General features: G+C 64.7%; 23 protein-coding genes and 1 tRNA gene. 14 read left to right on the top strand and 10 right to left on the bottom strand.

The window, feature by feature from the left end; all coding sequences use genetic code 11:
• Positions 1-17: 17 nt before the first annotated feature.
• The 8 genes from XH91_RS18490 to XH91_RS18455 all read left to right on the top strand — a co-directional run bounded on the left by XH91_RS18490 (position 18) and on the right by XH91_RS18455 (position 9377).
• Positions 18-1721, top strand: a complete 1704-nt coding sequence (locus tag XH91_RS18490; protein WP_128951892.1) for a flotillin family protein — start codon at positions 18-20, stop codon at positions 1719-1721.
• A gap of 210 nt (positions 1722-1931) precedes the next feature.
• Positions 1932-2300, top strand: a complete 369-nt coding sequence (locus tag XH91_RS18485) for a hypothetical protein (RefSeq protein ID WP_128951891.1) — start codon at positions 1932-1934, stop codon at positions 2298-2300.
• A 136-nt stretch (positions 2301-2436) separates the two neighbouring features.
• Positions 2437-2511 (top strand) — tRNA-Asn (locus XH91_RS18480).
• Between the two features lie 214 nt (positions 2512-2725).
• Positions 2726-2905 (top strand): hypothetical protein, encoded by a 180-nt coding sequence (locus XH91_RS18475; protein ID WP_128951890.1) that lies wholly within the window; start codon positions 2726-2728, stop codon positions 2903-2905.
• Between the two features lie 137 nt (positions 2906-3042).
• The gene (locus XH91_RS18470; protein ID WP_164933819.1) at positions 3043-3705 is read left to right on the top strand and encodes a protein-L-isoaspartate O-methyltransferase family protein; all 663 of its coding nucleotides are present in this window, start codon (positions 3043-3045) and stop codon (positions 3703-3705) included.
• A 206-nt stretch (positions 3706-3911) separates the two neighbouring features.
• A complete protein-coding gene (locus XH91_RS18465) occupies positions 3912-5303 on the top strand; it encodes a TolC family outer membrane protein (RefSeq protein WP_128954900.1) in 1392 nt (463 codons plus the stop codon).
• 303 nt (positions 5304-5606) lie between these two features.
• Positions 5607-6371: a PopZ family protein gene (locus XH91_RS18460; RefSeq protein ID WP_164933820.1), complete on the top strand. Its 765-nt coding sequence runs from the start codon at positions 5607-5609 to the stop codon at positions 6369-6371.
• A gap of 129 nt (positions 6372-6500) precedes the next feature.
• Positions 6501-9377 carry a valine--tRNA ligase gene (locus XH91_RS18455; RefSeq protein WP_128951887.1) on the top strand — a complete coding sequence of 959 codons (2877 nt, stop codon included), beginning with the start codon at positions 6501-6503 and terminating at the stop codon, positions 9375-9377.
• A gap of 95 nt (positions 9378-9472) precedes the next feature.
• On the opposite strand, the gene XH91_RS18450 is transcribed toward XH91_RS18455, so the two are convergent.
• Positions 9473-10075, bottom strand: coding sequence for a DNA-3-methyladenine glycosylase (locus tag XH91_RS18450; RefSeq protein ID WP_128951886.1), 603 nt, complete (start codon positions 10073-10075; stop codon positions 9473-9475).
• A 130-nt stretch (positions 10076-10205) separates the two neighbouring features.
• Between XH91_RS18450 and lipA the strand changes: the two genes are divergently transcribed.
• Both lipA and XH91_RS18440 read left to right on the top strand, forming a co-directional pair.
• Complete coding sequence (gene lipA / locus XH91_RS18445) at positions 10206-11162, top strand: lipoyl synthase (RefSeq protein ID WP_128951885.1); 957 nt, start codon at positions 10206-10208, stop codon at positions 11160-11162.
• 6 nt (positions 11163-11168) lie between these two features.
• A complete protein-coding gene (locus tag XH91_RS18440; RefSeq protein ID WP_128951884.1) occupies positions 11169-11651 on the top strand; it encodes a type II toxin-antitoxin system RatA family toxin in 483 nt (160 codons plus the stop codon).
• A 153-nt stretch (positions 11652-11804) separates the two neighbouring features.
• On the opposite strand, the gene XH91_RS18435 is transcribed toward XH91_RS18440, so the two are convergent.
• The 8 genes from XH91_RS18435 to XH91_RS18405 all read right to left on the bottom strand — a co-directional run bounded on the left by XH91_RS18435 (position 11805) and on the right by XH91_RS18405 (position 18967).
• Positions 11805-12620, bottom strand: a complete 816-nt coding sequence (locus tag XH91_RS18435; protein ID WP_164933821.1) for a c-type cytochrome — start codon at positions 12618-12620, stop codon at positions 11805-11807.
• The gene (locus tag XH91_RS18430; protein WP_128951882.1) at positions 12620-14242 is read right to left on the bottom strand and encodes a b(o/a)3-type cytochrome-c oxidase subunit 1; all 1623 of its coding nucleotides are present in this window, start codon (positions 14240-14242) and stop codon (positions 12620-12622) included. Before XH91_RS18430 ends, XH91_RS18435 begins: the two co-directional genes overlap by 1 nt.
• On the bottom strand, positions 14229-14795 hold the full coding sequence (locus XH91_RS18425; protein ID WP_128951881.1) for a cupredoxin domain-containing protein: 567 nt from the start codon (positions 14793-14795) through the stop codon (positions 14229-14231). The genes XH91_RS18430 and XH91_RS18425 overlap by 14 nt, the downstream gene beginning before the upstream one ends.
• Entirely contained in the window at positions 14792-14968 is a 177-nt protein-coding gene (locus XH91_RS38895) for a hypothetical protein (RefSeq protein ID WP_164933822.1), read from the bottom strand. Before XH91_RS38895 ends, XH91_RS18425 begins: the two co-directional genes overlap by 4 nt.
• Positions 14969-14977: 9 nt before the next feature.
• On the bottom strand, positions 14978-16228 hold the full coding sequence (locus XH91_RS18420) for a cytochrome c (RefSeq protein ID WP_128951880.1): 1251 nt from the start codon (positions 16226-16228) through the stop codon (positions 14978-14980).
• Positions 16229-16238: 10 nt separating this feature from the next.
• Positions 16239-16946 carry a c-type cytochrome gene (locus XH91_RS18415; protein ID WP_128951879.1) on the bottom strand — a complete coding sequence of 236 codons (708 nt, stop codon included), beginning with the start codon at positions 16944-16946 and terminating at the stop codon, positions 16239-16241.
• Between the two features lie 226 nt (positions 16947-17172).
• Positions 17173-17781: a CinA family protein gene (locus XH91_RS18410; protein WP_128951878.1), complete on the bottom strand. Its 609-nt coding sequence runs from the start codon at positions 17779-17781 to the stop codon at positions 17173-17175.
• 4 nt (positions 17782-17785) lie between these two features.
• Complete coding sequence (locus tag XH91_RS18405) at positions 17786-18967, bottom strand: bifunctional 2-C-methyl-D-erythritol 4-phosphate cytidylyltransferase/2-C-methyl-D-erythritol 2,4-cyclodiphosphate synthase (protein ID WP_128951877.1); 1182 nt, start codon at positions 18965-18967, stop codon at positions 17786-17788.
• Positions 18968-19249: 282 nt separating this feature from the next.
• On the opposite strand from XH91_RS18405, the gene dusB reads away from it, so the two are divergent.
• Genes dusB through ntrC form a run of 3 tightly spaced genes read left to right on the top strand, consistent with a single transcriptional unit; the run spans position 19250 to position 22869 of the window.
• Positions 19250-20251 carry a tRNA dihydrouridine synthase DusB gene (dusB, locus tag XH91_RS18400; protein WP_206733141.1) on the top strand — a complete coding sequence of 334 codons (1002 nt, stop codon included), beginning with the start codon at positions 19250-19252 and terminating at the stop codon, positions 20249-20251.
• Positions 20248-21417: a two-component system sensor histidine kinase NtrB gene (locus XH91_RS18395; protein ID WP_128951876.1), complete on the top strand. Its 1170-nt coding sequence runs from the start codon at positions 20248-20250 to the stop codon at positions 21415-21417. The genes dusB and XH91_RS18395 overlap by 4 nt, the downstream gene beginning before the upstream one ends.
• 9 nt (positions 21418-21426) lie before the next feature.
• On the top strand, positions 21427-22869 hold the full coding sequence (gene ntrC / locus XH91_RS18390; RefSeq protein ID WP_128951875.1) for a nitrogen regulation protein NR(I): 1443 nt from the start codon (positions 21427-21429) through the stop codon (positions 22867-22869).
• Positions 22870-23061: 192 nt separating this feature from the next.
• Here the strand turns inward: ntrC and XH91_RS38890 are convergent, their stop codons facing one another.
• Complete coding sequence (locus XH91_RS38890) at positions 23062-23208, bottom strand: hypothetical protein (RefSeq protein WP_164933959.1); 147 nt, start codon at positions 23206-23208, stop codon at positions 23062-23064.
• A 183-nt stretch (positions 23209-23391) separates the two neighbouring features.
• On the opposite strand from XH91_RS38890, the gene XH91_RS18385 reads away from it, so the two are divergent.
• Positions 23392-25827, top strand: a complete 2436-nt coding sequence (locus tag XH91_RS18385) for a sensor histidine kinase (RefSeq protein WP_128951874.1) — start codon at positions 23392-23394, stop codon at positions 25825-25827.
• The last annotated feature ends 16 nt before the right edge of the window (positions 25828-25843 follow it).

Raw genomic sequence — 25843 nt, 5'->3', positions numbered from 1 at the left:
CATTATTGGAGAAAGTCATGTTCGACATTGCAGTCCCGGCCATGATCGGCGTCGCGCTGATCATCGTCTTGGGCATTATCTTCACCATTCTCTACAAACGCGCGACGCGCGACGAGGCCTTCGTGCGCACCGGCTTAGGGGGCAAGAAAGTCGTGCTCGACGGCGGCGCCATGATCCTGCCGATCTTCCACTCCTATGCCAGCGTCAACCTGAAAACGCTCAGGCTCACGGTCGAGCGCAAGGAACGGGAGTCCCTGATCACCAAGGACCGGCTGCGCGTCGACATCGTCGCCGAATTCTACGTCCGCGTTCGCCCCGATGACGAAAGCATTGCACTCGCGAGCCAGACCTTGGGCGCACTCACCAACGATGCAGAGGCCCTCCGCAACCAGGTCGAGGCAAAATTCGTCGACGGCCTGCGCTCGGTGGCGGCGACCATGACCATCCTGGAACTCCAGGAAAAGCGCTCGGACTTCGTCAAGCACGTGCAGGCGACCGTGGAGTCCGACGTGAAATCGAACGGCCTCGAGCTGGAGTCGGTGTCACTGACAAAGCTCGACCAGACCGACGTCAAGTTCTTCAATCCGGAGAACTTCTTCGACGCCGAGGGCCTGACCCAGCTCAAGACCATCACCGAGACCCGCCGCCGCGACCGCAATGCCATCGTGCGCGACAACGAGGTCGCGATCGCCCAGAAGGATCTCGAGGCGCGCCAGCAGACGCTGGGGATCGAGCGGACCAAGAAGGAGGCCGAGCTGTCGCAGGAGCGCGACATCGCCAACAAGACCGCGAGCACCCGCGCCGAAGTCGCAACCGCGACACAGACCGCGCGCCTGACGGAAGAGAACGCCCGCATCGACACCGACCGGGCGGTCGCGGAGAAGGAGGCCGGCGCCAAGCAGGTCAAGGAAACCGCGGTCATCGAATCGGATCTCGCCATCAACAAGCGCAAGACCGACGCGCAGCGCGAGATCCAGATCGCCACGCAAGAGAACGAGATCCAGATCGCGTCCAAGAGCAAGCAGACCTCCGAGGCCGTGGCCCAAGCCAAGGCCGCCGAAGCGCTGGCCGTCTCGGCGGAGGAAAAGGTCGTCACCGCGCGCGCCGTTGAGGTCGCCGATCGCGCCCGTCTCACCCAGGTACTTGCGGCCCGCACCGAGGCCGAGCGCAAATCGACCGAGCTGATCGTCGCGGCCGAAGCCGACAAGAAGGCCTCGCTCGACCGCGCCGAGGCCGTCAAGACGCTGGCGACCGCCGAGGCTGAGTCCAACAAGATCAAGGCGGTTGGCGTCCGCAATATCGGCGAGGCCGAGGCTGCGGTCATCACCATGAAGAACGAGGCGCAGAACAAGCTTGGCAGCAACGTGATTGATTTCGAGATCGCCAAGAAGAGGATCGAGACGATGCCTTTGGCGCTGGCGGAGATGGTCAAGCCGATCGCCAATCTCAAGGACGTCCGCATCCTGCATACGGGCGGCGCGTTCGGCAGCAACGGGGCTGCGGGCGGCGGCGTCGGCTTCGGCGAGGGGCTCGCCGGCGAGCTCCTCAAGGTGCATGCACTGCGGCCGATGATCGACGAGATCCTGCGCCAGGGCGGCTTTGCGCCCGGCGATGATCCCGTGAAGGCACTGGTCGGCGCGGTGACCGGCAAGGCCAATGGTGCGGCGGTAACGCCGGCGGCGGTGCCCGCGCCGGAGAAAACAAACTCCGCCGATCTGTGAATGCCGGTTCATTGCTGCTGAGAAATCGAAACGATAAAAACTGCTCGTGCGCGTCTCGCGTCGCGCACGGCTCCGGAGTGCAGTTCGATTGTGTGTTGAACCTTTCGACTGCGCTCCGGACGAATTTCTCAAGGCAACATTGTTTGTTGCCGCGGCGCCTGCGCCGATCGACGTCGGGCGCTGATGCCTGTTTCGATCGGGGGATTTCAGATGAAGTATTTTCTCTCCGGACTTATTGCCGTCGGCCTGTCTCTCACCGCCACGGCAGCCTTTGCCGCCGATGCGCGCAACGTCACTGTCGTCAACGAGACCGGCTACGCCATCAAATTCCTGGGCTTCAATGCCCCTGACGATGGCCTGGACGAATGGGACAACGAACTTGACAAGGTCTTGCAGAACCAGGCGAGCACCTATGTCGAGTTCGACGATGACGATGAAGGTTGCGTCTGGAACATCCGCGTCGACTGGCAGAACTACAACGAGTCCGTGCTGTGGAAGAACGTCAACCTCTGCAAGTTCACAGCGCTGCGGCTGCGCTACGACCCCGGCACCAAGACCACCTCGTTTGTCGCCGAATAACTCGGCCTGATCCGAGCCTGAGGAGGGGCTGGATCAGCCCTTCCTCGATGCTTTGCGGATGATGACGAATTCGTCCTTTGCAAGCGCAATCGGCTTTGTTATACGCAGCCGCGCGCGAACGAACGGTTCGCCCTTTTCCTCGGTAGCTCAGCGGTAGAGCATCCGACTGTTAATCGGATGGTCGCTGGTTCGAATCCAGCCCGGGGAGCCAAATTCCGCTTTATTTTCAATTATTTGCAGGCGCGCATTGATGTTGCGCGCGATCTTGCTCGACCGATCTCTCAACGCCATCTCGCCGGTATTCCCAGCAGAATCGCGTTCAAGCGGATGTGTACGCCGAGACACGCAGCGCAACACAGGCGGCACCAAATCGACTTAATTCACATCGAGCGTAGTTGGGCCGGACTCTTACGGAGCTGATTCACATGCCCGACATCCAGATCGATCGTGCCCGCCAGGCCCCCTCGATTCTGCCGGCTGATATCCCTGAATTGAGCGATGACCAGTGCTTGGCCTGTCTTGCTCGCGCGATCGAGACACCCGATTCGGCGCGGCTGGACGAAGTGGCGGCCCTGATTGGCCGTCTGGCGGTTGCGATCGAATAGGCCGCCGCGCCCCCATGCGCTGACGTTGCGCAGCCGTTGGCCGACCGGCCAACGGACGTGTTGCGTTTTCGCGGAGCCTGTTCCAAAGATGCCGCGAATTCATCTCCGCGGCATCGTCCGCCTTGCAGGGTCTGCAAATGTCCGGTTTCTCGACCGCGCGCCAGAAAATGGTCGATGGCCAGGTGCGCACCAATGACGTCACCGATCGCCGCATTCTCGATGCCATGCTCACGGTTCCCCGCGAGGCCTTTGTGCCTGCGAGCCGACAGGCACTGGCTTATCTCGATCTCGATCTCGACGTCAGCGAGGGCGGAGCCAAGCGCTTCCTGATCAAGCCGCAACTGATCGGCAAGCTGCTCCAGGCCGCCGAGATCGGCGAGGGCGACAACGTGCTGGTGGTCGGATGCGCGACAGGTTACCTCGCCGCGCTGACCGCGAAGCTCGCGCGCCAGGTTACGGCCACGGAAAGCGATTCGGCGCTGGTGACGAAAGCCCAGGACGCCTTCGCCGCGCTCGGGCTCACCAACGTGACCTGCAAGGCCGCCGCCTGCGCCGAGGGCGACCCGGCTGCCGCGCCCTATGACGTGATCGTCCTCAACGGTGCGACCGAGGTGACGCCGGACGGCCTGTTTGGCCAGCTCGGGGAGGGCGGTCGTCTGGTGGGGGTCTCGGCCGAATCCAGGCCATCGCGGGCCGTGATCGTGACCCGCTCCCATGGCGAGTTCGGCTACCGGCCGCTGTTCGACGCGGCTGCCCCGGTGCTCCCCGGCCTGGAACAGGCGGCCGCCTTCGTCTTCTGACGGCCGAAATCCCCGTTAAAATCCCGTTCTGAATCAGAAGTGTGGCCGGGATGCTGCACGTGAAGAGTTTCCACTGAGAACCACCCCGAGGTAGTTCCGTCGCGCTTGACCGCGTCTTATGTTGCGGCGGGGCAACGACTCCACTCGGATACGGTTACCAGGCTCGCGGGCACGAGCTTGGCGTGAGAATGAACGGAATTTCAGGGATGCATGGGGTGAAGCTTTTCACCGGAGCGGCAGTATCGGTCCTGCTGATGGCACTTGCCGGGCCGACGCCTGCATTGGCGGATACGATCGAGGCTGCGCTGGTGCGCGCCTATCAGAACAATCCGCAGCTCAACGCACAGCGCGCGCAGGTACGCTCGACCGACGAAGGCGTGCCCCAAGCCCTGTCCGGCTATCGCCCCAAGGTCAATTTGAGCCTCAGCTCTGGGTATCAGTATCAGGATGTCCAGGCGACGCAGAAGGGCCTTGCGATCCATAGCGATCCGCCTCTTCAGCCCAACGCCGCCAGCGTGAGCGTCAGCCAGACTCTCTACAATGGCAATCAGACCGCCAACAAGACGCGCGCAGCGGAGAGCCAGGTCTCCGGCACGCGCGAGGCGCTGCGCAGCATGGACCAATCCGTGCTTCTGAGTGCAGCTACGATCTATATGGACTATCTGCGCGACTCCGCGACACTGGAGGTCCAGCGCAGCAACGTGCGCGTGCTCGAACAGACGCTGAAGCAGACGCGTGATCGCTTCAACGTGGGCGAGGTGACACGCACGGACGTCGCACAATCGGAGGCGCAGCTCGCCGCCGGCAAGACTCAAGCGCTGACCGCGGAATCGACGCTCACGACGACGCGCGCAAATTTCCGCCGGATCATCGGAAACGAGCCGGCGAATCTGGCGCCGGGCTCGCCGGTCGACCGGTTCCTACCGCCGACGCTTGCCTCGGCCGTCGAGCTCAGCCTGACCGAACATCCCGACGTCACGGCTGCGATGTACGGCATCGACGTCAACTATCTCCAGGTCAAGATCAACGAAGGCGCGTTGCTGCCGACGGTCACGGTCGCGGCGACTGCCAGCACGGCCTACCAGCAGCAGCTGACGGTCTTCCGAACGAGCACCGCGTCGGCCATCGCGACGGCTTCCGTGCCGATCTACCAGGGCGGCGCAGAATATTCGCTGATCCGCCAATCCAAGGAAAACCTGGCGCAGCAACGTCTGAACCTCGAAAAGACTCGCGACACGGTTCGCGCCAACGTGGTGCAGTTCTGGGGGACTTTGCAGGCCGGAAAGGCGCAGGTGCAGTCCGCGCAGGCGCAGGTGACCGCGTCCGAGATCGCGCTGAACGGTGTACGCGAAGAGGCCAAGGCCGGTCAGCGCACGACGCTGGACGTCCTCAATGCCCAGCAGGCGCTGGTCAATGCGCGCGTCGCGCTTGTTACCGCACAGCACGATCGGGTCGTTGCATCCTACAATGTGCTCGCCGCCGTCGGCCGCCTCGCACCGCAGGTGCTCGGCCTCAACACCACCGTCTATGATCCGAGCGTGCACTACCAGCAGGTCCGCGACAGCTGGGCCGGCGTGCGTACGCCTGACGGACGCTGATTGCCGTAGTTCTCCGGTCGGCCTCGCAAACTGCAGAGACCGACCGGCGCTTTGCTTGCAATCGTCAAAAGCCCTGACATAGCCTTGCCAAGATGCTGCTGGTCGATTCGGCCCGCATCCGATGTTGCGTGCGTGTTGCTTGAGTGACGGGGCAGGGGCGCGCCGCCTCTCGTTGAGCCGTGATCTGGGGACAAGTCTGGCTGTCGCGACGAAATTGTCGGGGCACACGTCCGGAACCGGCCAATCCCGTCGTGCTTGGTGTAAAACAACGCATGCGAGGGCGTTGATGATGTGGAGTCGGAGATGACGCAGCCTGCAAAGGTCACAGAACCCTCCATGGAGGAGATTCTGGCCTCGATCCGGCGCATCATTGCCGATGACGAGGCGAAGCCGCCGCCCGCCGAGGCTGCAAAGCCGGCAGCGCCCGCAGCGAAGCCGATGGCCGACATTCCTCCATCCAAGATCGCGCCTGCAAAACCTGCCGCCGAAAAGCCCGCGCCGCCGCCGGCTGCGAAACCCGCGCCGCCACCGCCGCCCGCGCCGGACGCTGATGCCGGTCCCAACAGCCAGGACGACATCGACGCGCTGCTGGCTGGGCTCGACGAGGCCACGCCTGCGCCCGAGATGCGGGCTCCGGAGCCAGAACCCGAGCCTGAGCCAGAGCCCGACGTGCTGGAGCTGACTGACGAGATGGCGATGGATCCGGAGCCGACACCGGCGCCGCCACCGCCCAGCTTCCGCAAGGTCGAGCCACGCGACGATCTCGAATTCGCCGAGGCGCCGCCGCCGCGTCCGACACCTCCGCCGTCCTACGCGCCGGTCGATTATGACGCGCCGCCACTGCCGCCGCAGCAGCCGATTCTCGCCCAGTCGACCGTCTCGGCGGTCGAATCCGCCTTCAACTCGCTGGCCCACACGGTGCTCAGCAGCAACGCGCGGACGCTGGAGGATCTGGTCAAGGAGATGCTGCGCCCGATGCTGAAATCCTGGCTCGACGACAATCTGCCGGGCCTGGTCGAGCGCATTGTGAAGGCGGAAATCGAGCGGGTCTCGCGCGGCGGCCGCTGAACCGGGCCGTCCGGCCCCGATAAAGCCCTGCTCCTATGTCATACTTGACCTGCCGGTCGGGCCGGAAAGCCCTTTTGCCGCTGAGCTTTCCGTTGACTTGAACCCCGCGCGCGGCTTTCTAGCAGCCCCATGATCGAGAAAAACTACCAGCCCGCCGATATCGAAGCCCGCATGTCCGTCGTGTGGGAGGACAGCCTTGCTTTCAAGGCCGGCCGTCCCGACCGCCGCGACGCGGTGCCCTTCACCATTGTGATCCCGCCGCCGAACGTGACGGGCTCGCTGCACATGGGCCACGCCCTCAACAATACGCTGCAGGACATCCTGTGCCGGTTCGAGCGCATGCGCGGCCGCGACGTGCTGTGGCAGCCCGGTACCGACCATGCTGGCATCGCGACCCAGATGGTGGTCGAGCGCCAGCTGATGGAGCGCCAGCAGCCCGGCCGCCGCGAGATGGGCCGCGAGAAGTTCCTCGAGCGGGTCTGGCAGTGGAAGGCCGAGAGCGGCGACACCATCATCAACCAGCTCAAGCGCCTCGGCGCCTCCTGCGACTGGTCGCGCGAGCGCTTCACCATGGACGAGGGCCTGTCCAAGGCCGTCATCAAGGTGTTCGTCGAGCTGCACCGCGATGGGCTGATTTACAAGGACAAGCGGCTGGTGAACTGGGACACCAAGCTGCTCACCGCGATCTCCGATCTCGAAGTGCAGCAGACCGAGGTGAAGGGCCACCTCTGGTATTTGCGCTATCCGATCGAGGGGAAGAGTTTCGACCCGGAGGATCGCTCCACCTTCATCGTGGTTGCGACGACACGGCCCGAGACCATGCTCGGCGACACCGGCGTGGCCGTGCATCCCGAGGATGAGCGCTATCAGAAGCTGATCGGCAAGAACGTGGTCCTGCCGCTGGTCGGCCGCAAGATCAAGATTGTCGCGGACGAATACTCCGATCCCGAAAAGGGTTCGGGCGCGGTCAAGGTGACGCCGGCGCACGACTTCAACGATTTCGAGGTCGGCAATCGCCACGGCCTGCGCCGCATCAGCGTGCTGGACAAGGAAGGCTGCCTCGACCTCCTCGACAACGAGGACTATCTGAAGGGCCTGCCGGAAGGCGCCGCGCAATTCGCCGAGGAGTTCCACAAGGTCGACCGCTTCGCGGCGCGCAAGCGCATCGTGGAGCGGCTGGAATCGTTCGGCTTTGTCGAGCGCATCGAGCCGCACACCCACATGGTCCCGCACGGCGATCGGTCGGGCAGCGTGATCGAGCCGTATCTCACGGACCAGTGGTATGTCGACGCCAAGACGCTGGCAAAACCCGCGATCGCGGCGGTGCGTTCGGGCGAGACGACCTTCGTGCCGAAGAACTGGGAAAAGACCTATTACGAGTGGATGGAGAACATCCAGCCCTGGTGCATCTCGCGCCAGCTCTGGTGGGGCCATCAGATCCCGGCCTGGTACGGCCCCGACGGCAAGGTGTTCGTCGCGGAGACCGAGGAGGAGGCGATCAGCCACGCGCTCGGCTATTACGTCGAGCAGGAGGTCATCACGGCCGAGCAGGGCCGCGAGATGGCGCTCGACCGCAACAAGCGCGAAGGCTTCATCACGCGCGATGAGGACGTGCTCGACACCTGGTTCTCCTCGGCGCTGTGGCCGTTCTCGACGCTCGGCTGGCCTGAAGATGCGCCCGAAGTGCAGCGCTATTACCCGACCAATGCGCTGGTGACCGGCTTCGACATCATCTTCTTCTGGGTCGCCCGGATGATGATGATGGGCCTTCACTTCATGAAGGAGATCCCGTTCTCGACGATCTACATCCACGCCCTCGTCCGCGACGAGAAGGGCGCCAAGATGTCGAAGTCGAAAGGCAACGTCATCGATCCGCTCAACCTGATCGACGAATATGGAGCCGACGCACTGCGCTTCACGCTGGCCGCGATGGCCGCACAAGGACGCGACATCAAGCTCGCCACCAGCCGCGTCGAGGGCTACCGCAATTTCGCGACCAAGCTCTGGAACGCCTCGCGCTTCGCCGAGATGAACAATTGCGCCGTGCCCGAGGGCTTCGAGCCGGCAAAGGCCAAGGAAACGCTGAACCGCTGGATCGCGCATGAGAGTGCGCAAACCACGCGCGAGGTGACCGAGGCCATCGAAGCCTATCGCTTCAACGATGCCGCAGGCAGCATCTACCGCTTCGTCTGGAACGTCTATTGCGACTGGTATGTCGAGCTCGCCAAGCCCGTGCTGCTCGGCCCTGATAGCCCCGCCAAGGACGAGACCCGCGCCATGGTCGCCTGGGCGCGCGACGAGATCCTGAAGCTGTTGCACCCCTTCATGCCCTTCATCACCGAAGAGCTGTGGGAGGTGACGGCCAAGCGCGACGGGCTGCTCGCGCTGGCGCCATGGCCGCTGAAGCGGACCGAACCGACGACGGAGCAGCTTGCGATGCTTGCGGCTGCGGCCGGACCGACCGATCCACTGGTCTCGCCGGCGTTCGTGATGCCGATCTTCGACCATGCCGACTTCACCGATCCCAAGGCGGAAGCGGAGATCGGCTGGGTGATCGACCTGATCACGCAGATCCGCTCGGTGCGCGCCGAGATGAACATTGCGCCGGCGACTTTGACCGCGCTGGTGCTCGCGGGGGCCTCGGCGGAGACCAGGGAGCGCGCGCCGCGCTGGACCGACGTCATCAAGCGGATGGCGCGGCTGTCGGACATCTCCTTCGCCGATCGCGCACCTGACGGTGCGGTTCAACTCCTCGTCCGTGGCGAGGTCGCCGCGCTGCCGCTGAAGGGCGTGGTCGATTTCGCCGCCGAGCGTGCACGCCTCGACAAGGAAATCGGCAAGGCCGATGCCGACATCAAGCGTGCCGAGTCCAAGCTCGCCAACGAAAAGTTCGTCGCCAACGCGGCCGAGGAGGTCGTTGAGGAAGAGCGCGAAAAGCGCGAGGCGGCGCTGGCCCGCAAGGCCAAGCTGCTCGAGGCGCTGGAGCGGCTCAAGCAGGCGTCGTAGCCCCACCACCGTCATTCCGGAGCGATGCGAAGCATCGAATCCGGAATCTCGAAATTCCGGGTTCGGCTCTTCGAGCCGCCCCGGAATGACGATGATCACTTCGGAAACGGCTTGCTCAGAAACTTCGAGCCTCTGACGCCATAGCGCCAGGGCAGCTCGACCGCCTTGGTGATGCCGATCCGGATGCCGGTCGCGACCTCGACATCCTCCGTCCGTGCATGCAGTGCGATCGGCGGTCGGTCTAGCGGCAGGGTGTTGTGCGCAATGGTGATGCCGAGGGCCTCGGTCAGCTTGCCCGGGCCCGAGCACAGCGCGTGCACCTCCTGGAGATGGCGGCGGCGGCGCATCGCGGCGAGGCCATGGGTCGGCTCCAGCGCGCGGATCAACACGGCGCTGGCCGAGCCCGCCTCTTCGCAGACGAAGTTGACGCACCAATGGATGCCGTAGGAGCGGTACACATAGGCAAAGCCGGGCGGGCCGAACATGATCTGGTTCCGCGGCGTCGGACCGTTGTAGGAGTGCGCCGCCGGCTCGGTATGATGATAGGCCTCGACCTCGACGATGATGCCGCCGACGCCGTCGACCAGCATGGTCGCCCCGATCAGATCGCGCGCGACCTCGCGGACGTCGCGGTCGAAAAAGCTGCGCTTCAGGGCCTTGCCGAGCCGGGGCGTGGAAGTCTTCGAGACTGGAGCCATTCGAGGTGAGAATCGCCTGAGAACAGAGCAGGATATTGCCCATATCTGCCATGTTCCCTGAAGCGGCGCGAGCCGGGTTGCGGCAGACAGCCAGACCGACTAGGTAGGACCTGAACAGACCGGACAGATCATGGTCGTTATTGTCGATACCATCACGAACCCGCTGCGCCCGCGCCACCCCGAAAAGGTGAACCGCCCCGATTCCGCTTCGCCGCCGAAGCCGGACTGGATCCGCGTGCGCGCGCCCAACACCCGCGGCTATGCCGACACCCGCAACATCGTGCGCGCCAACGGCCTGCACACGGTGTGCGAGGAGGCAGGCTGCCCGAACATCGGCGAGTGCTGGGACAAGAAGCACGCGACCTTCATGATCATGGGTGACACCTGCACCCGGGCCTGCGCCTTCTGCAACGTCAAGACCGGCCTGCCCAATGCGCTGGATGCGGCCGAGCCGCAGAACGTCGCCGAGGCCGTCGCCAAGCTGGGTCTCGCCCACGTCGTCATCACCTCGGTCGACCGCGACGATCTCGCCGACGGCGGCGCCGAGCACTTTGCTCACACCATCCGCGCGATCCGCGCTGCCTGTCCCTCGACGACGATCGAGATCCTGACGCCGGACTTCCTGCGCAAGGAGGGCGCGCTGGAAGTCGTCGTCGCCGCGCGGCCCGACGTCTTCAACCACAATCTCGAGACGGTGCCGTCGCGCTATCTCACGGTGCGGCCAGGCGCGCGCTATTTCCACTCGATCCGGCTGCTGCAGCGGGTCAAGGAGCTCGATCCCGCCATCTTCACCAAGTCCGGCATCATGGTCGGCCTCGGCGAGGAGCGCCACGAAGTGCAGCAGGTGATGGACGATCTTCGCTCTGCCGACGTCGATTTCCTGACCATCGGTCAATATCTCCAGCCGACCCGCAAGCATCACGCCGTGATGCGCTACGTGCCGCCGGACGAGTTTTCGTCTTACGAAAAGGTCGCGTACACCAAGGGCTTCCTGATGGTGTCGGCGAGCCCGCTGACCCGCTCGTCGCATCACGCCGGTGAGGATTTTGCGAGACTGAAGGCCGCGCGGGCCGCGACCGCGCGCTGAACCGATATGCCCCGATTTTCGAGCAAGCGCCGTGTCAACCACAGCGCATCCGAGATGTTTGATCTGGTCGCCGACGTCGAGCGCTACCCGGAGTTCGTGCCGCTGTGCAGCGCGCTGAAGATCCGCCAGCGCATGGCCAAGCCCGATGGCACCGAGGTGCTGGTCGCCGACATGACGGTGTCCTTCAAGCTGGTCAAGGAGTCCTTCACCAGCCGGGTCACGCTCGATCGCGCCAACTTGAAGATTCTGGTCGAATATCTGCAAGGTCCGTTCAGTAATCTGGAAAACCGCTGGACGTTCGAGCCGAAAGGCCAGCAGGACGGCAATGACGTCTGCGACGTCGGCTTCTTCCTCGCCTATGAGTTCAAGAGCCGCATGCTGGCCATGCTGATGGGCTCGATGTTCGACGCTGCCTTCGCGCGGTTTTCCACCGCGTTCGAAAAACGGGCGGATGCGATCTACGGCCGGCCGAAGCTCGCGTCGTCGTAGGTAACTCTCGTGTCCCGGACGCGCTGCATCGTTCTCAGCTTTGCGGCGCAGAGCCGGGACCCACGCAGCACGAACGCCTCGGAGAGATGAGCCCCGGCTCTGCAGCGCACCGCTGAAGGAGCGCTGCGCTGCGTCCGGGGCACGAAACCTTCTTCAATCCACTGCCTTCACGATGTCGGGCGGCTGCGAGGCGTAATACGCGGCGGCCGCCTCGATCTCCTGCGGCGTCATGGCGCGGGCGATGTTGCGCATCTGCTGGCTGATGTCATTGCGGCGCTCGCCTTCGGCAAATGCCTGGAGCTGTGCCTTCATGTAGGCCTCCGACTGTCCCTCCAGCCATGGGCTGCCGGTCTTGTTGTCGAGGCTGCCATGGCAAGCGCCGCAGGGCGCGATGCCGCGCATTGGCGCGCCATAGATGACGATGTTGGGCTTGGGCAGTTGCGGCGTCGGATGGTAGGCCGGCAGCCGTGGCAGATAGGCGTAATAGTTTGATAGATCGGCAATTTCGTCGTCGGTCAGGTTGACGGCGAACGGCGACATCACGGCATTGCTGCGCGCGCCGGAACGGAAATCGTGCAGCTCCTTGTAGATCACCGCGGCATATTGGCCTGCGAGGTTCGGCGAATCCGCGCGGCTGATGCCGGTCGGGCCGTGGCAGATCGCGCAGCGCTGCGCCAGCGTTGCGCCGCGACCGATCGCCTCCTGGCTCGGACGCGCCAGCGTGCGCGAGGTCAGCACGACCTCGGACAAGCGTTTCGTCTGTTCGGGCGCTGTAACGCTTGCGGTCCGCTGCACCACGCCTGCGGCGCTGCAAATCGCATCCCAGACGTTGGCGAACTGGATCCAGGGCTGTGCGAAGGGCAGCACGACGAAACCGGCAATTGCCGTCACGATCAGGATCGCGGCGGTGACGCCGACGGCGGTCTTGAAGTGGCGATTTTGAAAGCTGAAGAGATCGCGCGTGCTCATCACTGCGCTCCGACATAGACGGCCGGCACCGACGTTCCCGCAGATGTCGCGAGGTTGAGGATCGGGTAGCCGTAATTGGTGATGGTGAGCGCGATCATCAGCGCCACCCATAGTGCATGGGTGTTGAGCGCGACCGGCACCGTCGTGGGTTGGTGCACGGCTGAGGCGAAGCGATAGGCACCGGCGTCAACCTGCGGCCCGCGCATGCCGCGGGCCAGGATGACCAGGAAGAGAATGCCCGAGGTCAGCAGAATGAAGCCGCCGATTGCGGACAGGGTGACGGACAGCGCCTGCGGCGCGATCGCGGGATCGCCGAAGTCGAAATAGGCCATTCGGCGCGGCATGCCCAGAATGCCGACCCAGTGCCACGGGAAGGTGGTCACGATCATGCCGATGAACCACAGCCAGAGCTGGGTGCGGATCAGCCTGACATCGACCAGCTCGCGGCCGGTCAGATGCGGCCACAGGTCATAGGCGATCGCAAAATACATGATGACGATGGCGCCGCCGAAGATCAGGTGGAAATGGCCGGTGATCCATTGCGTGTTGTGGATGGACGCATCGAGCTGATAGCTCATGTTGATGAGGCCGCCGGCGCCGCCGAAGCCAAGCATGACGAACGAAAACGCCAGCGCCAGCATCATCGGATTGTCCCAGGGCAGGGTCCCGATCCAGCCGAACAGGCCGCGGCCGCCGCGCAGGCGCGCCGCGATCTCGACCGAGGCGCAGATCGTGAACACGGTCAGCAGCGTCGGCAGTGCGACCAGTGCCGTGAAGGCCGAATGGATGAATTTGAAACCGGCACCGACTTGCGGATCGGCAAACGTGTGGTGCATGCCGATCGGCATCGCCACCACCAGGAACAGGATGAAGGAGATCCGCGCCATGGTGTCGGAATAGACCCGGCCGCCGATCGCGCGCGGCACGATGGTGTAATAGGCGATATAGGTCGGCATCAGCCAGAAATAGACGATGGCGTGCAACGTCCAGGAGAAGAAGATGCGGGCAAGACCCGCATCGATGGTGTTCTTCAGACCCGCCGCCACCGGGATGATCTGCAGCAGTAGCTCGAGCGCAGCGCCGACCGCGGTCCAGGCCCACAGATAAGAGCCCGCGACATTGGCGAACATCGCCAGCGGCACCGGCGCGCCGGGATGGGCCTTGCGCCAGACGCGCAGATTGATCGACATCAAGCCGACCCAGATCCAGGAGCCGACGACGACCAGCACCACGCCGAGATAGTAGAACACGTTGCCGATCAGCGGCGGATAGAATGTGTAGAGTACCGAGGCGCGCCCGAGCGCGATCGGGATCACCGCCATGACGCTGCCGGCGACGATCAGCCAGAACCCGGTCCAGGCCCAGCGCACGCCGACCAGGCGCTGCTCCAGCGCGGACTCGCTGATGGCATAACCAAATCCCATCGCGACCAGGGTCGGGAAGACATAGCCCATGACCGTGCCATGCGCGGTCAGCGAGCGGTAATAGAGCTCGGGGTTGGAGAGCCAGGTGCCGAGCGGGCTGCGAATGAACATCTGCCAGGCGCCGAGAGTCAGCGCGACGCCGAACACGGCGAAGGCCAGCCAGAAATGGGCGAGGATGAGCTTTCTATTGGCCAACACAGCTCAGCCTCCCGCCGGTCTTCGCGCGGCTTGCGAATTCGGTCTTGTCGATCACCTTGACCTTGCCCCACATGCCCTCATGGCCGAAGGAGCAGAACTCCTGGCAGGGCATCAGATAGTCGCCGGTCCGCGTGAAGCGCATGAGCTGCTCGGAAATGTAGCCGGGCACCAGCATGGTGTTGATATTCGTGCCCTGGATCAGGATGCCGTGGACGACGTCGGCGCTGGTGGCGCGCAGCGTGATCGGCGTATCCACGGGCACCACGATGCACGCCGGCGTGAACGAATATTGCTGGCCGATCGCGCGCACGGTGACATTGCCGTTATCCTCCAGCACACTGCCGAGATTGCTCTCGACGAATTCACCGGACAGATGAATCCGCGAGGGATCGGTGGTCTCGACGCGCGGCTGCGGCATGGTCGCCTGATGGATGCCGGCGAAAGCTGCGAGAAGTGCCATGCCGACGATGATGATGACGGCGATCGCGGCCCAGCGCCGTTCGGCGCGGGCGGCGACCTCGACGCTGCTGCCGTGGGCTTGCTCTGCGCTCATTGCAGCGGCCCGCGCGGCAGGAAGACGAACAGATAGAAGGCGAGCCACATCGCGACCACGCAGGCCGTGGCTATGCCGGCCAGCACGATGGCGCCTGACGGCCCCTGCGCAACGATTTCCTCAACGGCCTCGTCGGCGGCGGCCGGGCTTGTCGGAGGATCGGAATTGAACATGGCGGATCCTCAGTTCAACGGAGCGGAGCGCAGGTCATTGGCCTCGCGCGCCGACACCGGCGTGCCGCGATTGCCCCAGGCCGTGCGGATGTAGGAAACGACGGCCGCGACCTCGTTGTCGGAGAGGAGACCGGCGAAGGGCGGCATGCCGTAGGGCATCGGATTGCCCTTGGTGCCGGGCGGATAGCCGCCATTGAGCACCATGCGGATCGGATTGACCGCGGACTGCATCTCGATCGACTGATTGTTGGCGAGCGGTGGCCAGTGCGGCGGCTTTCCTTCGCCCTGGGTGCCGTGACAACTGGCGCAATTCTTGTCGTAGACGGTCTTGCCGAGGCTGATCAGCAGGCTGCTCTCGGTGTTCGGGAGCACCGTGCTTGCCGGCGGCGGTGACGAGCCTTCGGCGATGCCCTTGAGGTACACCGCCATCGCCCTGGTGTCTTCGTCATTGAGATATTGCAGGCTGTTGTGCACGACCTCGGCCATCGGGCCGTAAACCACGCCACGTGCTGAGACGCCGGTCTGGAGCAGGTCGGTGATGTCCTTGATGCTCCAGTCGCCGAGACCTGCCTCGCGATTGGAGGTCAGCGAGGGCGCGTACCAGTTCTGCATCGGGATCAGGCCGCCCTTGAAGGCGTCGGACTGCGAGGTGCCGCCGAGCGCATTGATCGGCGAGTGGCACATGCCGCAATGGCCGAGGCCTTCGACCAGATAGGCGCCGCGATTCCATTCGGCCGATTTGCTCGGATCGGGCTTGAATTCGCCCTCGCTGAAGAACAGCGTGCGCCAGCCGAGGATGAGCTGGCGATTGTCATAGGGGAAGCGCAGATCATGCTCGCGGTTTCGTTGGTTCACGGGCGGGATCGACTTCAAATAGGCGAAGATCGCATCGGTGTCGGCGCGTGTAACCTTGGTGTAGGACGCGAAAGGCATTGCCGGATACATCAGTCCGCCGTCGGGAAAGCGGCCGTAATGCATCGACTTGTAAAAGTCCTCCGCGGTCCATTTGCCAATCCCGGTCTCCCGGTCCGGCGTGATGTTGGACGAATACAGAGTCCCGAACGGTGTCGGCATGGCGCGCGCGCCGGCGAATGTTCGGCCCTCCGGCGCGGTGTGGCAGGCGATGCAATCGCCGGCGCGGGCCAGATATTCGCCGCGCGCGATGATGTTGCTGCCGGCGGGGTCGACCTGCTGGGCCTCGGCGGTCGAAACGGCCAGGAGCAACAGCCAGGCGCCAAGGATTGGTGAGCACCAACGCATCCCCATCTCCTCAATCCCCTTCACTGCCGCAGGCGAATGGCAGCACGTAGGTGCCCTTGGGTACCGGAGCAAGGTTCACCGGGGCCTGTCGGCTTGCAAGCCATGCCGCCACTGCCGTGACGTCCTCCTCGGTCAGCCGGGCAGCGACCTGCTGCATGCAGTCCGGCGCTTTCGCGGTGCGGGTGCCATAGCGCCACGCCCCCAATTGCGCGCTGATGTAGTTCGGCCGCAGTCCGAGCAGGCCCGGAATTCCCGGCTCCATTCCGGTCAAGGCCGGTCCGTGGCAGCTCCCGCAAGCCGGTATCTGGCGCTGAGGGTCACCGCGCGACACCAGGAGCTGACCGCGCTGCAGCACCTCCTGGCTCGCATCGTTGGCTGCGACGGGCGGCAAAGGCGGATGCTGATCGGCGAAATACTCCGCCATTTGCTGCAGGTACGGATCGGTGAGGAATTCCAGCAGGTAATTCATCGGCGGGTACTTCCGCCGGCCGCTCTTGAAAGCAAGCAGCTGATTGTAGAGATAGCCCGACGGCTTGCCGGCGAGGCGCGGGAAATAGACATCGCTGGTGCCTTCGCCCTTGTTGCCGTGGCAGGGCGTGCAGGCTTCCACCCGCGCCGCCATCGTATCGGGCGGCTGACTCGCCGTTTGCGCGGCCGCACCATCAAAGGCGGCCAAAGTGACAACAAGTGCGGCCGAAGCCGCGGCGCGAGCGAACACTTCGTCGCCCTCCACAATGCTGGTCCGGTTGATTCCGGATCACAACGTAGAGCGGCATTATTGCGCCAATATTTTCCGGCGCAAGATCGCTTGAGCGTTACGACGTTTTAGTCGCATCATTGCATCGCACATCGCGATCGATTTCGACAAATTTGCGTGCAATTTGAAAAGCAATCAGGACGCGCAGTCCCGCAACGCGCGTTGCGCGCGACAGCGCGGGGTGCGGTCACCCCCGCGGCGACCGTGGCGGCCGGCGCTTTGCCGCATGGCGGCGCGGCGTGCGCGTGACGCGGGGACGCAGGCGGCTCGCGGCGGCGCGTTGCGGCTTGGCGGCAGCTTGCGGGCCGCGGGCGAGCTCCATCAGCATGCGCAGCGCCTCGACCACCGAGCGCTGGCGCACCGCGGTGCGGCCGATCGCGCCAAAACGTTGCTCGCGATGGATGATGCGGCCGTCGCGCGCAGCGGCGGCGAAATGGACGAGGCCGACCGGCTTGCCCGGCGTGGCGCCGCCAGGGCCCGCGATGCCCGTGATGGCAACGGCAAGATCGACATCCGCGCGTTCGAGTGCGCCGACCGCCATTGCGGTTGCGGTCTCCTTGCTGACGGCCCCGAAATTGGCGAGCGTGGTTGCCTCGACGCCGAGCATCGCGCGCTTGGCATCATTGGAATAGGTGACGAAGCCGCGGTCGATGACGTCGGACGAGCCGGGGATGTCGGTCAGCGCGCCGGCCACGAGGCCGCCGGTGCAGGACTCGGCGGTCGCAATCGTCAGCTTGCGCATCCGGCACAAATCGAGCAGCGAGCGGGAGAGGGCGCGTGCGTCGCTGCCGCCCATGACCTTACGCGCTCCAGGGCAGGCGGATGGTAGCGCTCGCGGTGGCCGCGATGCCTTCCTCGCGGCCGGTGAAGCCGAGCCGCTCGCTGGTGGTCGCCTTCACCGCGACGCGCGAGATGTCGACGCCGGAGATCTCGGCGATGCGTGCACGCATGGCATCGCGCAGCGGCCCGATCTTCGGCCGCTCGCAGATCATGGTGACCTCGAGATTGGCGATGCGGCCGCCGCGCGCCGTAACGCGCTCGATGGCGTATTTCAGGAACTGGTCGGAGGAGGCGCCCTTCCACTTCGCATCGCTCGGCGGGAAGTGCGAACCAATGTCACCATCGGCGAGCGCGCCGAGGATCGCATCGACCAAGGCATGCAGGCCGACGTCGCCATCGGAATGCGCGAGAAAACCTTTCGTGTGCGGCACGCGCACGCCGCAGAGCATGAGGTGGTCGCCTTCGCCGAAGGCGTGCACGTCGTATCCCGTGCCGGTCCTGATGTCGCCGAGCAGGCTGGCCAGGCGCGCTTCCTCGCGCACGAAATCCTCGGGGGTGGTGAGCTTCATATTCGCAACATCGCCTTCAAAGGTCGCAACCGTCAATCCCGCCCATTCGGCGATCGCAGCGTCATCGGTGAAATCAGATCGTCCGTCCTTGGCCGCGCGACGATGCGCCTCGAGGATGACATCGAAACGAAAGGATTGCGGCGTCTGCGCGATTCGCAAACGCGCCCGGTCAGGCGTGTCCTCGACATTGCCGTCGGCGCTGGTGACCTTGATGGTGTCGGTGACGGGGACGACGGGGATGGCGGCGCCGGTGCGACTGGCCGCCTCGATCGCACGCGAGATCACGCCCGCCGAGACGAAGGGCCGCGCGGCGTCATGAATCAGGACGATGTCGGGCTTGTGCTTGGCAAGCGCTTCGAGGCCCGACAGCACCGAGGCCTGGCGCGTCGCACCACCATGGGTCGGTGCCTCGTGCTTGAGGCCTGCGACCGCTGCAGCGAACATGGCGCTGTCGTCGGGGTTCACCACCGGCTGCACGGCGAACACGTCAGGATGGGTGCTGAACGCTTCCATGGCGCGGTAGATCACGGGCACGCCGCCGATCTCTCGATATTGCTTGGGGCCGCCGGCGCCTGCGCGCAGGCCACGTCCGGCCGCAACGAGAACGACTGCGGTGCGCTGTGATTTCGCCATAGGACTCAAATATTCAACTGCTAAGGGGGAGCCGGGGAGAGTGGGGTGATTGCCGGCATGGCTCTAGCACGGCAGGCCCGCAAAAAAAGGGGTTTCCCGGGATTGTGGCGTCAAGCATTTTGCTGCACTGCACTTGAAAGATCTGCAGAACTGTCTAAACTGTAGGCATGACGCTTGACTGCACAAGAATTGTGCGCAAGATAGATCATGGCAGGCGCGATGAGGCGCTGCCCACGCAACGAGACCCCTGTGACCGGCTCGGCAGTATCCGGCTCTAAGCCGTTGAAAATAGGCGATATTGAAATCGCCAACCCGGTCTTCCTGGCACCGATGTCGGGAGTGACGGACTCACCCGTCCGCCGTCTGGCCGCCGAGCTGGGGGCCGGTCTCGTCGTCTCCGAAATGACCGCCAGCGATGAACTCGCCAGCGGCCATCGCATGTCGCGGTTGCGCTGCGAAGCGACCGGTGTCGGACCTCACGTCGTTCAGCTCGCCGGCTGCGAGGCGCATTGGATGGCGGAAGGCGCCCGGATTGCCGAGGCCGAAGGCGCCGACATCATCGACATCAACATGGGCTGTCCGGCCCGTCACGTCACCGGCGGCCAGTCGGGCTCGGCCCTGATGCGCGATCTCGATCACGCCGTCGGCCTGATCGAAGCCACGATATCGGCGGTGAAAGTGCCGGTGACGCTGAAGATGCGGCTCGGCTGGGACGATCGCACCCGCAACGCGCCGGAGCTGGCGCGTCGCGCGGAGGCCGCCGGCGTCAGGCTCGTCACCGTTCACGGCCGCACCCGTTGCCAGTTCTACAAGGGCGAGGCCGATTGGGATGCGATCCGCGCGGTGCGCGAGGCCATCTCCATTCCCCTTGTCGTCAATGGCGACATCACTTCTTACGAGAAGGCGCTCGCGGCGCTCGAGGCCTCCGGCGCCGATGCCGTGATGATCGGTCGCGGCGCCAACGGCCAGCCCTGGCTGCCCGGCGAGATCGGGCGACGGCTGAAGGGCGGGGCGGCTGAAGCCACGCCCTCGCTCGTGACGCAATTGCATTATGTCCGCACGCTGTATGAGGGCGTCTGCGCACTCTATGGCCTGCGCGTCGGTCTCAGGCATGCGCGCAAGCATCTCGGCTGGGCCCTCGATGTTGCGGCCGCGGCCAGCGGCACGCCGGCCCAGACACTGAAGGCGTGGCGCCAGAAGATTTTGACCTCCGAGGATCCTGGGCTCGTCCACCAATCGCTGCAGGATGCATTCGACGATTTTGCATGGAGCGCCGCTGCATGAGCTCAGCCGCCGACCATCGCAAGCCGGCCGACAGCGAGGCTATCCTCGATGCCTTGCCCAATCCCGTGCTGATGATCGGGCCGGACGGCAAGATCGTCGCCGCCAATATCGCGACCGAAGCGTTCTTCGACATCTCGACGCAGTTTCTGAAGCGCCAGTCGCTGAAAGAGCTGGTGCCGTTCGGCAGCCCCTTGCTGGCGCTGATCGATCAGGTGCGTTCCTCGAATTCGCCGGTCAACGAATACAAGGTCGATCTCGGCACGCCGCGCATGGGCGGCGATCGGCAGGTCGATCTGCATGTCGCCCCGCTCACCGAGCGGCCCGGCCATATCGTGGTGATGCTGCAGGAGCGCTCCATCGCCGACAAGATGGATCGCCAGCTCACCCACCGCAGCGCGGCGCGCTCGGTGATCGCGCTGGCAGCGATGCTCGCGCATGAGATCAAGAATCCGCTCTCGGGCATCCGCGGCGCGGCGCAGCTCCTGGAGCAGCAGGCATCCTCCGAAGATCGCATGCTGACCCGCCTGATCTGCGACGAGGCCGATCGCATCGTGACGCTGGTCGACCGCATGGAGGTGTTCGGCGACGAGCGACCCGTGGTGCGCGGTCCCGTCAACATCCATTCCGTGCTCGATCACGTCAAGCGGCTGGCGCAGTCAGGCTTTGCCCGCAACATCCGCTTCATCGAGGACTACGATCCCTCGCTGCCGCCGGTGCTGGCCAACCAGGACCAGCTGATCCAGGTGTTCCTCAATCTGGTGAAGAATGCCGCCGAAGCGCTGATCGACGTCCCCGACGCCGAGATCCAGCTCACCACCGCGTTCCGCCCCGGCGTGCGCCTGTCAGTCCCCGGTCAAAAATCCCGGGTATCCCTGCCGCTCGAATTCTGCGTGAGGGACAATGGACCAGGCGTGCCGGACGATCTTCTGCCCAACCTGTTCGACCCGTTCGTGACCACCAAGCAGACCGGCTCTGGCCTCGGTCTTGCTCTGGTTGCCAAGATCGTCGGCGATCTCGGCGGCATCATCGAATGCGAGTCTCAGCCGCGCAAGACCACCTTCCGCGTGCTGATGCCGATGTACTCGACATCGGTCAAACACGCAGATCACAGCAGTCGCGACGGCTCTGCCGGGAAGTCGTCGTCTGCATCACAGGGGGCAAAATGAGGATTAACGATGCCCGCAGGTAGCATTCTCGTAGCTGATGACGACACCGCCATCCGCACGGTTCTCAACCAGGCACTTTCCCGGGCCGGTTATGAAGTCAGGCTGACCGGCAACGCCGCAACGTTGTGGCGTTGGGTCAGCCAGGGGGAGGGCGATCTCGTCATCACCGACGTCGTGATGCCGGACGAAAACGCCTTCGACCTTTTGCCGCGGATCAAGAAGATGCGGCCGAATTTGCCCGTCATCGTCATGAGCGCGCAAAACACCTTCATGACGGCGATCCGCGCCTCCGAGCGCGGTGCCTATGAATATCTGCCGAAACCGTTCGACCTGAAGGAGCTGATCGCCATCGTCGGCCGTGCGCTGGCCGAGCCGAAGGAGCGGGTCGCGGCGGCGGACGATGACGCCGAGATGGAGGCGATCCCGCTGGTCGGCCGCTCGCCGGCGATGCAGGAAATCTATCGCGTGCTCGCGCGCCTGATGCAGACCGACCTCACCGTGATGATCACGGGCGAATCGGGCACCGGCAAGGAGCTGGTGGCGCGCGCGCTGCACGATTACGGCAAGCGGCGCAACGGCCCGTTCGTCGCGGTCAACATGGCGGCGATCCCGCGCGACCTCATTGAATCCGAGCTGTTCGGCCATGAGCGCGGCGCCTTCACCGGCGCCAATACGCGCGCGTCGGGCCGCTTCGAGCAGGCCGAAGGCGGCACGCTGTTTCTCGACGAAATCGGCGACATGCCGATGGAAGCGCAGACCCGCCTGCTGCGCGTGCTGCAGCAGGGCGAATACACGACGGTGGGCGGCCGCACCCCGATCAAGACCGACGTGCGCATCGTCGCGGCCTCCAACAAGGATCTGCGCGTCTTGATCCAGCAGGGGCTGTTCCGCGAGGACCTGTTCTTCCGCCTCAACGTCGTGCCCCTGCGGCTGCCGCCCTTGCGCGAACGCATCGAGGATCTTCCGGATCTCGTGCGACACTTCTTCGCGCTGGCCGAGAAGGACGGATTGCCGCCGAAGAAGCTCGATGCGCTGGCGCTGGAGCGGATGAAGCAGCATCGCTGGCCCGGCAACGTGCGCGAGCTGGAGAACCTCGCCCGTCGCCTCGCCGCGCTCTATCCGCAGGACGTGATCACCGCGTCCGTCATCGACGGCGAGCTGGCGCCGCCCTCGGTCAGCCCGGGTGCCGCGGTTCAGCAAGGTGTCGACAATCTCGGCGGCGCGGTGGAAGCCTATCTCTCATCGCACTTCCAGGGCTTCCCGAACGGCGTGCCGCCGCCGGGCCTCTATCACCGCATCCTCAAGGAGATCGAGGTGCCGCTCCTGACGGCCGCGCTCGCCGCCACCCGCGGCAACCAGATCCGCGCCGCCGATCTGCTCGGCCTCAACCGCAACACGCTGCGGAAGAAGATCCGGGATCTCGATATCCAGGTGTACAGGAGCGGGGGGTAGCCCCCCGCGCGACAAGCGCGGAAAGCGTTGGCGCGGGAGTGGCTCAGCTCCCCCTACCACAGCGGAGCTGAGCCTGTCCGGATCGCGCTGGCCGTCCGTGGCAGGCGCGGAGATCAAAAGTCCTGATAGGGCTGAAATGTTCCTCGGGAACGTTCGACTGGTCTTGCAACCACCGAGCGCTGCATCTCTCAGCTACCTGATGAGGCGCGCCATGACGGGCTGAATGTTGGCGAGCTCCGCGGCCTGATCCTGCCTGCCCGGGCCGTTGACCAGCAGGTCAGAGGCCACGATCAGCAGCAGCACGGCCGACACCATGGTTGCGAGAAATATCCTTTCCATGCCGATTTAAGCTCGGATGGGCGGATTCCGTTCCGGGGAAACTCGCAAATGGCCAGCATCTCCTGTTGATGCGCCGGTCTGCCGCGGCGGAGACGCCGCGGAATTGTCGCAATTCGGCAACAATGTGGTACGAATACATCAGTATCCGCCCGGGCGGACCCGTTTTCAGCACCCATTGCCGGAATGACCAGCGCAGACACCTCGGCCGCATCCTTTGACACGGCCCCAGCCGAAGAGCCCCGGCGCTGGTCCGCCCGACGCTGGCTGGCCCCGTTTGCGGTGGCCCTGGCGCTGCTCTCGGCGCTCCTGACTTTCCTGGTCCTGACCGGGCTGACCGGCATCGAGCCGACGCCGCAAGTGGTGCGCTCGTTCTACCTGATCAATGCCGGCACGATTCTGCTTCTGGTCGGCATCATCGTCCGCGAGCTCTGGCAGCTGATCCTGGCCCGGCGGCGGGGACGGGCGGCGGCACGCCTCCATGTCCAGATCGTCAGCCTGTTCTCGATCGTTGCCGTGCTGCCGGCGGTGCTGGTCGCCGTCGTCGCCAACGTCACCATCGAGCGCGGTCTCGACCGGCTGTTCTCGGGCCCCACCAACCAATTGATCCAGAACTCGCTGACGATCGCGCGGGCCTACATGAACGACCATGCCCAGCTGATCCAGGGCGACATTCTGGGAATGGCCAACGACATTGCCCACGCACGGCCGCTCTATGATCAGGATCGGCGGTCGTTCCGCGAAATTCTGACGGCCAGCGCCGCGTCCCGCAACTTGCCGGGCGCGATGATCATCGACAAGAACACCAACATCCTGGAGTCTGCCGACACCGGCATGCGGCTGGCCTATTCGCCGCCGGCACCGGATTTTCTCAGCAACGTCAAGGAGACCGAGCCGGAAATCGCGGTCCTTCCGGACGCGAGCTCCGTCGCTGCAGTGATCCGCCTGCGCGCCTTCAACGATACGTTCCTGTATGTCGCCCGCCCGCTCGACCCAAATGTCGTCAGTCAGGTCAACCAGACGGAGATCGGCGCCGCCGAGTATGCGCAGATCGAGTCGCGCCGGCTCGGCATTCAGGTCGCGTTCGCGCTGATGTTCGCGGTGATCGCGCTGACCATCCTGATGGCGTCCGTGCTGATCGGCCTCAACTTCGCCAACTCGCTTGTGGCGCCGATCCGTCGGCTGATGAACGCCGCTCACACCGTCTCGACCGGCAACCTCCATGTGAAGGTGGCCGTGCATCAGTCCGAAGGCGATCTCGCCCAGCTCGGCGAGACCTTCAACAAGATGACGCAGGAATTGCGCAGCCAGCGCGACGAGCTCGTCAATGCCAGCGACCTCATCGACAGCCGCCGGCGCTTCATCGAGGCCGTGCTGTCCTCCGCCAGCGCCGGCATCATCGGCGTCGACACCTCGGGCAGCGTCGGCATCCTCAATCGCTCCGCCGAGAAGCTGATCGGGCATTCCGAGGCCGAGACGCTCGGACATCCACTCTCCGACGTGCTGCCCGAGCTCGACGAGATGATGAAGGCGTCGCGGGAAGGCACCCAGCGCCTGGTGCAGGGCCAGATCACGATCACGCGCGACGGCGCCGAGCGAAATCTGTCGGTGCGCGTCAGCGCCGAGAAGAACCAGCCGCATGACAGCTACATCATCACGCTCGACGACATCACCGAGCTCGTCTCGGCGCAGCGCACCTCGGCCTGGGGCGACGTCGCGCGCCGCATCGCTCACGAGATCAAGAACCCGCTGACACCGATCCAGCTCTCGGCCGAACGCATCCGCCGCAAATTCGGCAAGGACATCACCGAAACCAAGGACAAGCAGATCTTCGACCAGTGCACCGACACCATCGTGCGCCAGGTCGACGACATCAGGCGCATGGTCGACGAATTCTCGCGCTTTGCGCGGATGCCAAAACCCGTGATGGAAGGCGAGGACGTCGCCGACACCGTGCGGCAGGCGGTGTTCCTGATGAAGGTCGCCCATCCCGAGCTCGATATCGAGGCCGAGTTCAAAGAGGATCCGCTGCGCGCCCAGTTCGATCGGCGGCTGATCTCGCAGGCGGTCACCAACATCGTCAAGAACGCCACCGAGGCGATCGAGCAGGTCCCGCCGGAGGAGCTCGGCAAGGATGGTGGCAAGGGCCGCATCGACGTCGTGGTGTCGCGCGAGGGCGAGGACGTCTTGATCGACGTCATCGACAACGGCATCGGCTTGCCCAAGGTCGCGCGCTCGCGGCTGCTCGAGCCCTATGTGACGACGCGCGCCAAGGGCACAGGCCTTGGCCTTGCCATCGTCGGCCGCGTGCTGGAGGACCATGGCGGCCGCATCGAGCTGAAGGATGCCTCCGACTTCCGCGAAGGCCAGCGTGGCGCCTGGATGCGCATGCGCTTTGCGGTTTCCGGACAGGCCAAGAAGGCCGAAGATGCCGAGCCGTTGCCAGCAGCGGTGACGGATACGGCCAAGGGCGCAGCCGCGCCCGAAATCAAGCAAACGGCCGCGGATTCCGCCGAGGTGCCCGTCGCGGCGCAGGAAACAAAACAGCCGGCGGCCGAAACCAAAGAGCCCGCTGAAAAGACCAATGATTCAACGAAAATCGAAGCCTCGACAGGCAGCTGAGAAGACAGGCGCGACA

The organism is Bradyrhizobium guangzhouense (assembly GCF_004114955.1).
Lineage (GTDB): Bacteria > Pseudomonadota > Alphaproteobacteria > Rhizobiales > Xanthobacteraceae > Bradyrhizobium > Bradyrhizobium guangzhouense.
This window is presented reverse-complemented; position numbering and strand designations above follow the sequence as displayed.

Bases quoted from the DNA above. Each gene is read 5' to 3' on its own strand.
- XH91_RS18455 (WP_128951887.1), top strand. From the start codon at position 6,501: ATGATCGAGAAAAACTACCAGCCCGCCGATATCGAAGCCCGCATGTCC.
- XH91_RS18490 (WP_128951892.1), top strand. From the start codon at position 18: ATGTTCGACATTGCAGTCCCGGCCATGATCGGCGTCGCGCTGATCATC.
- XH91_RS18465 (WP_128954900.1), top strand. From the start codon at position 3,912: ATGCATGGGGTGAAGCTTTTCACCGGAGCGGCAGTATCGGTCCTGCTG.
- XH91_RS18475 (WP_128951890.1), top strand. From the start codon at position 2,726: ATGCCCGACATCCAGATCGATCGTGCCCGCCAGGCCCCCTCGATTCTG.
- lipA (WP_128951885.1), top strand. From the start codon at position 10,206: ATGGTCGTTATTGTCGATACCATCACGAACCCGCTGCGCCCGCGCCAC.
- XH91_RS18470 (WP_164933819.1), top strand. From the start codon at position 3,043: ATGTCCGGTTTCTCGACCGCGCGCCAGAAAATGGTCGATGGCCAGGTG.
- XH91_RS18485 (WP_128951891.1), top strand. From the start codon at position 1,932: ATGAAGTATTTTCTCTCCGGACTTATTGCCGTCGGCCTGTCTCTCACC.
- XH91_RS18450 (WP_128951886.1), bottom strand. From the start codon at position 10,075: ATGGCTCCAGTCTCGAAGACTTCCACGCCCCGGCTCGGCAAGGCCCTG.
- XH91_RS18440 (WP_128951884.1), top strand. From the start codon at position 11,169: ATGCCCCGATTTTCGAGCAAGCGCCGTGTCAACCACAGCGCATCCGAG.
- XH91_RS18405 (WP_128951877.1), bottom strand. From the start codon at position 18,967: ATGGCGAAATCACAGCGCACCGCAGTCGTTCTCGTTGCGGCCGGACGT.
- XH91_RS38890 (WP_164933959.1), bottom strand. From the start codon at position 23,208: ATGGAAAGGATATTTCTCGCAACCATGGTGTCGGCCGTGCTGCTGCTG.
- XH91_RS18395 (WP_128951876.1), top strand. From the start codon at position 20,248: ATGAGCTCAGCCGCCGACCATCGCAAGCCGGCCGACAGCGAGGCTATC.
- XH91_RS18410 (WP_128951878.1), bottom strand. From the start codon at position 17,781: ATGGGCGGCAGCGACGCACGCGCCCTCTCCCGCTCGCTGCTCGATTTG.
- XH91_RS18435 (WP_164933821.1), bottom strand. From the start codon at position 12,620: ATGAGCACGCGCGATCTCTTCAGCTTTCAAAATCGCCACTTCAAGACC.
- XH91_RS18385 (WP_128951874.1), top strand. From the start codon at position 23,392: ATGACCAGCGCAGACACCTCGGCCGCATCCTTTGACACGGCCCCAGCC.
- XH91_RS18460 (WP_164933820.1), top strand. From the start codon at position 5,607: ATGACGCAGCCTGCAAAGGTCACAGAACCCTCCATGGAGGAGATTCTG.
- XH91_RS38895 (WP_164933822.1), bottom strand. From the start codon at position 14,968: ATGTTCAATTCCGATCCTCCGACAAGCCCGGCCGCCGCCGACGAGGCC.
- XH91_RS18425 (WP_128951881.1), bottom strand. From the start codon at position 14,795: ATGAGCGCAGAGCAAGCCCACGGCAGCAGCGTCGAGGTCGCCGCCCGC.
- XH91_RS18420 (WP_128951880.1), bottom strand. From the start codon at position 16,228: ATGCGTTGGTGCTCACCAATCCTTGGCGCCTGGCTGTTGCTCCTGGCC.
- ntrC (WP_128951875.1), top strand. From the start codon at position 21,427: ATGCCCGCAGGTAGCATTCTCGTAGCTGATGACGACACCGCCATCCGC.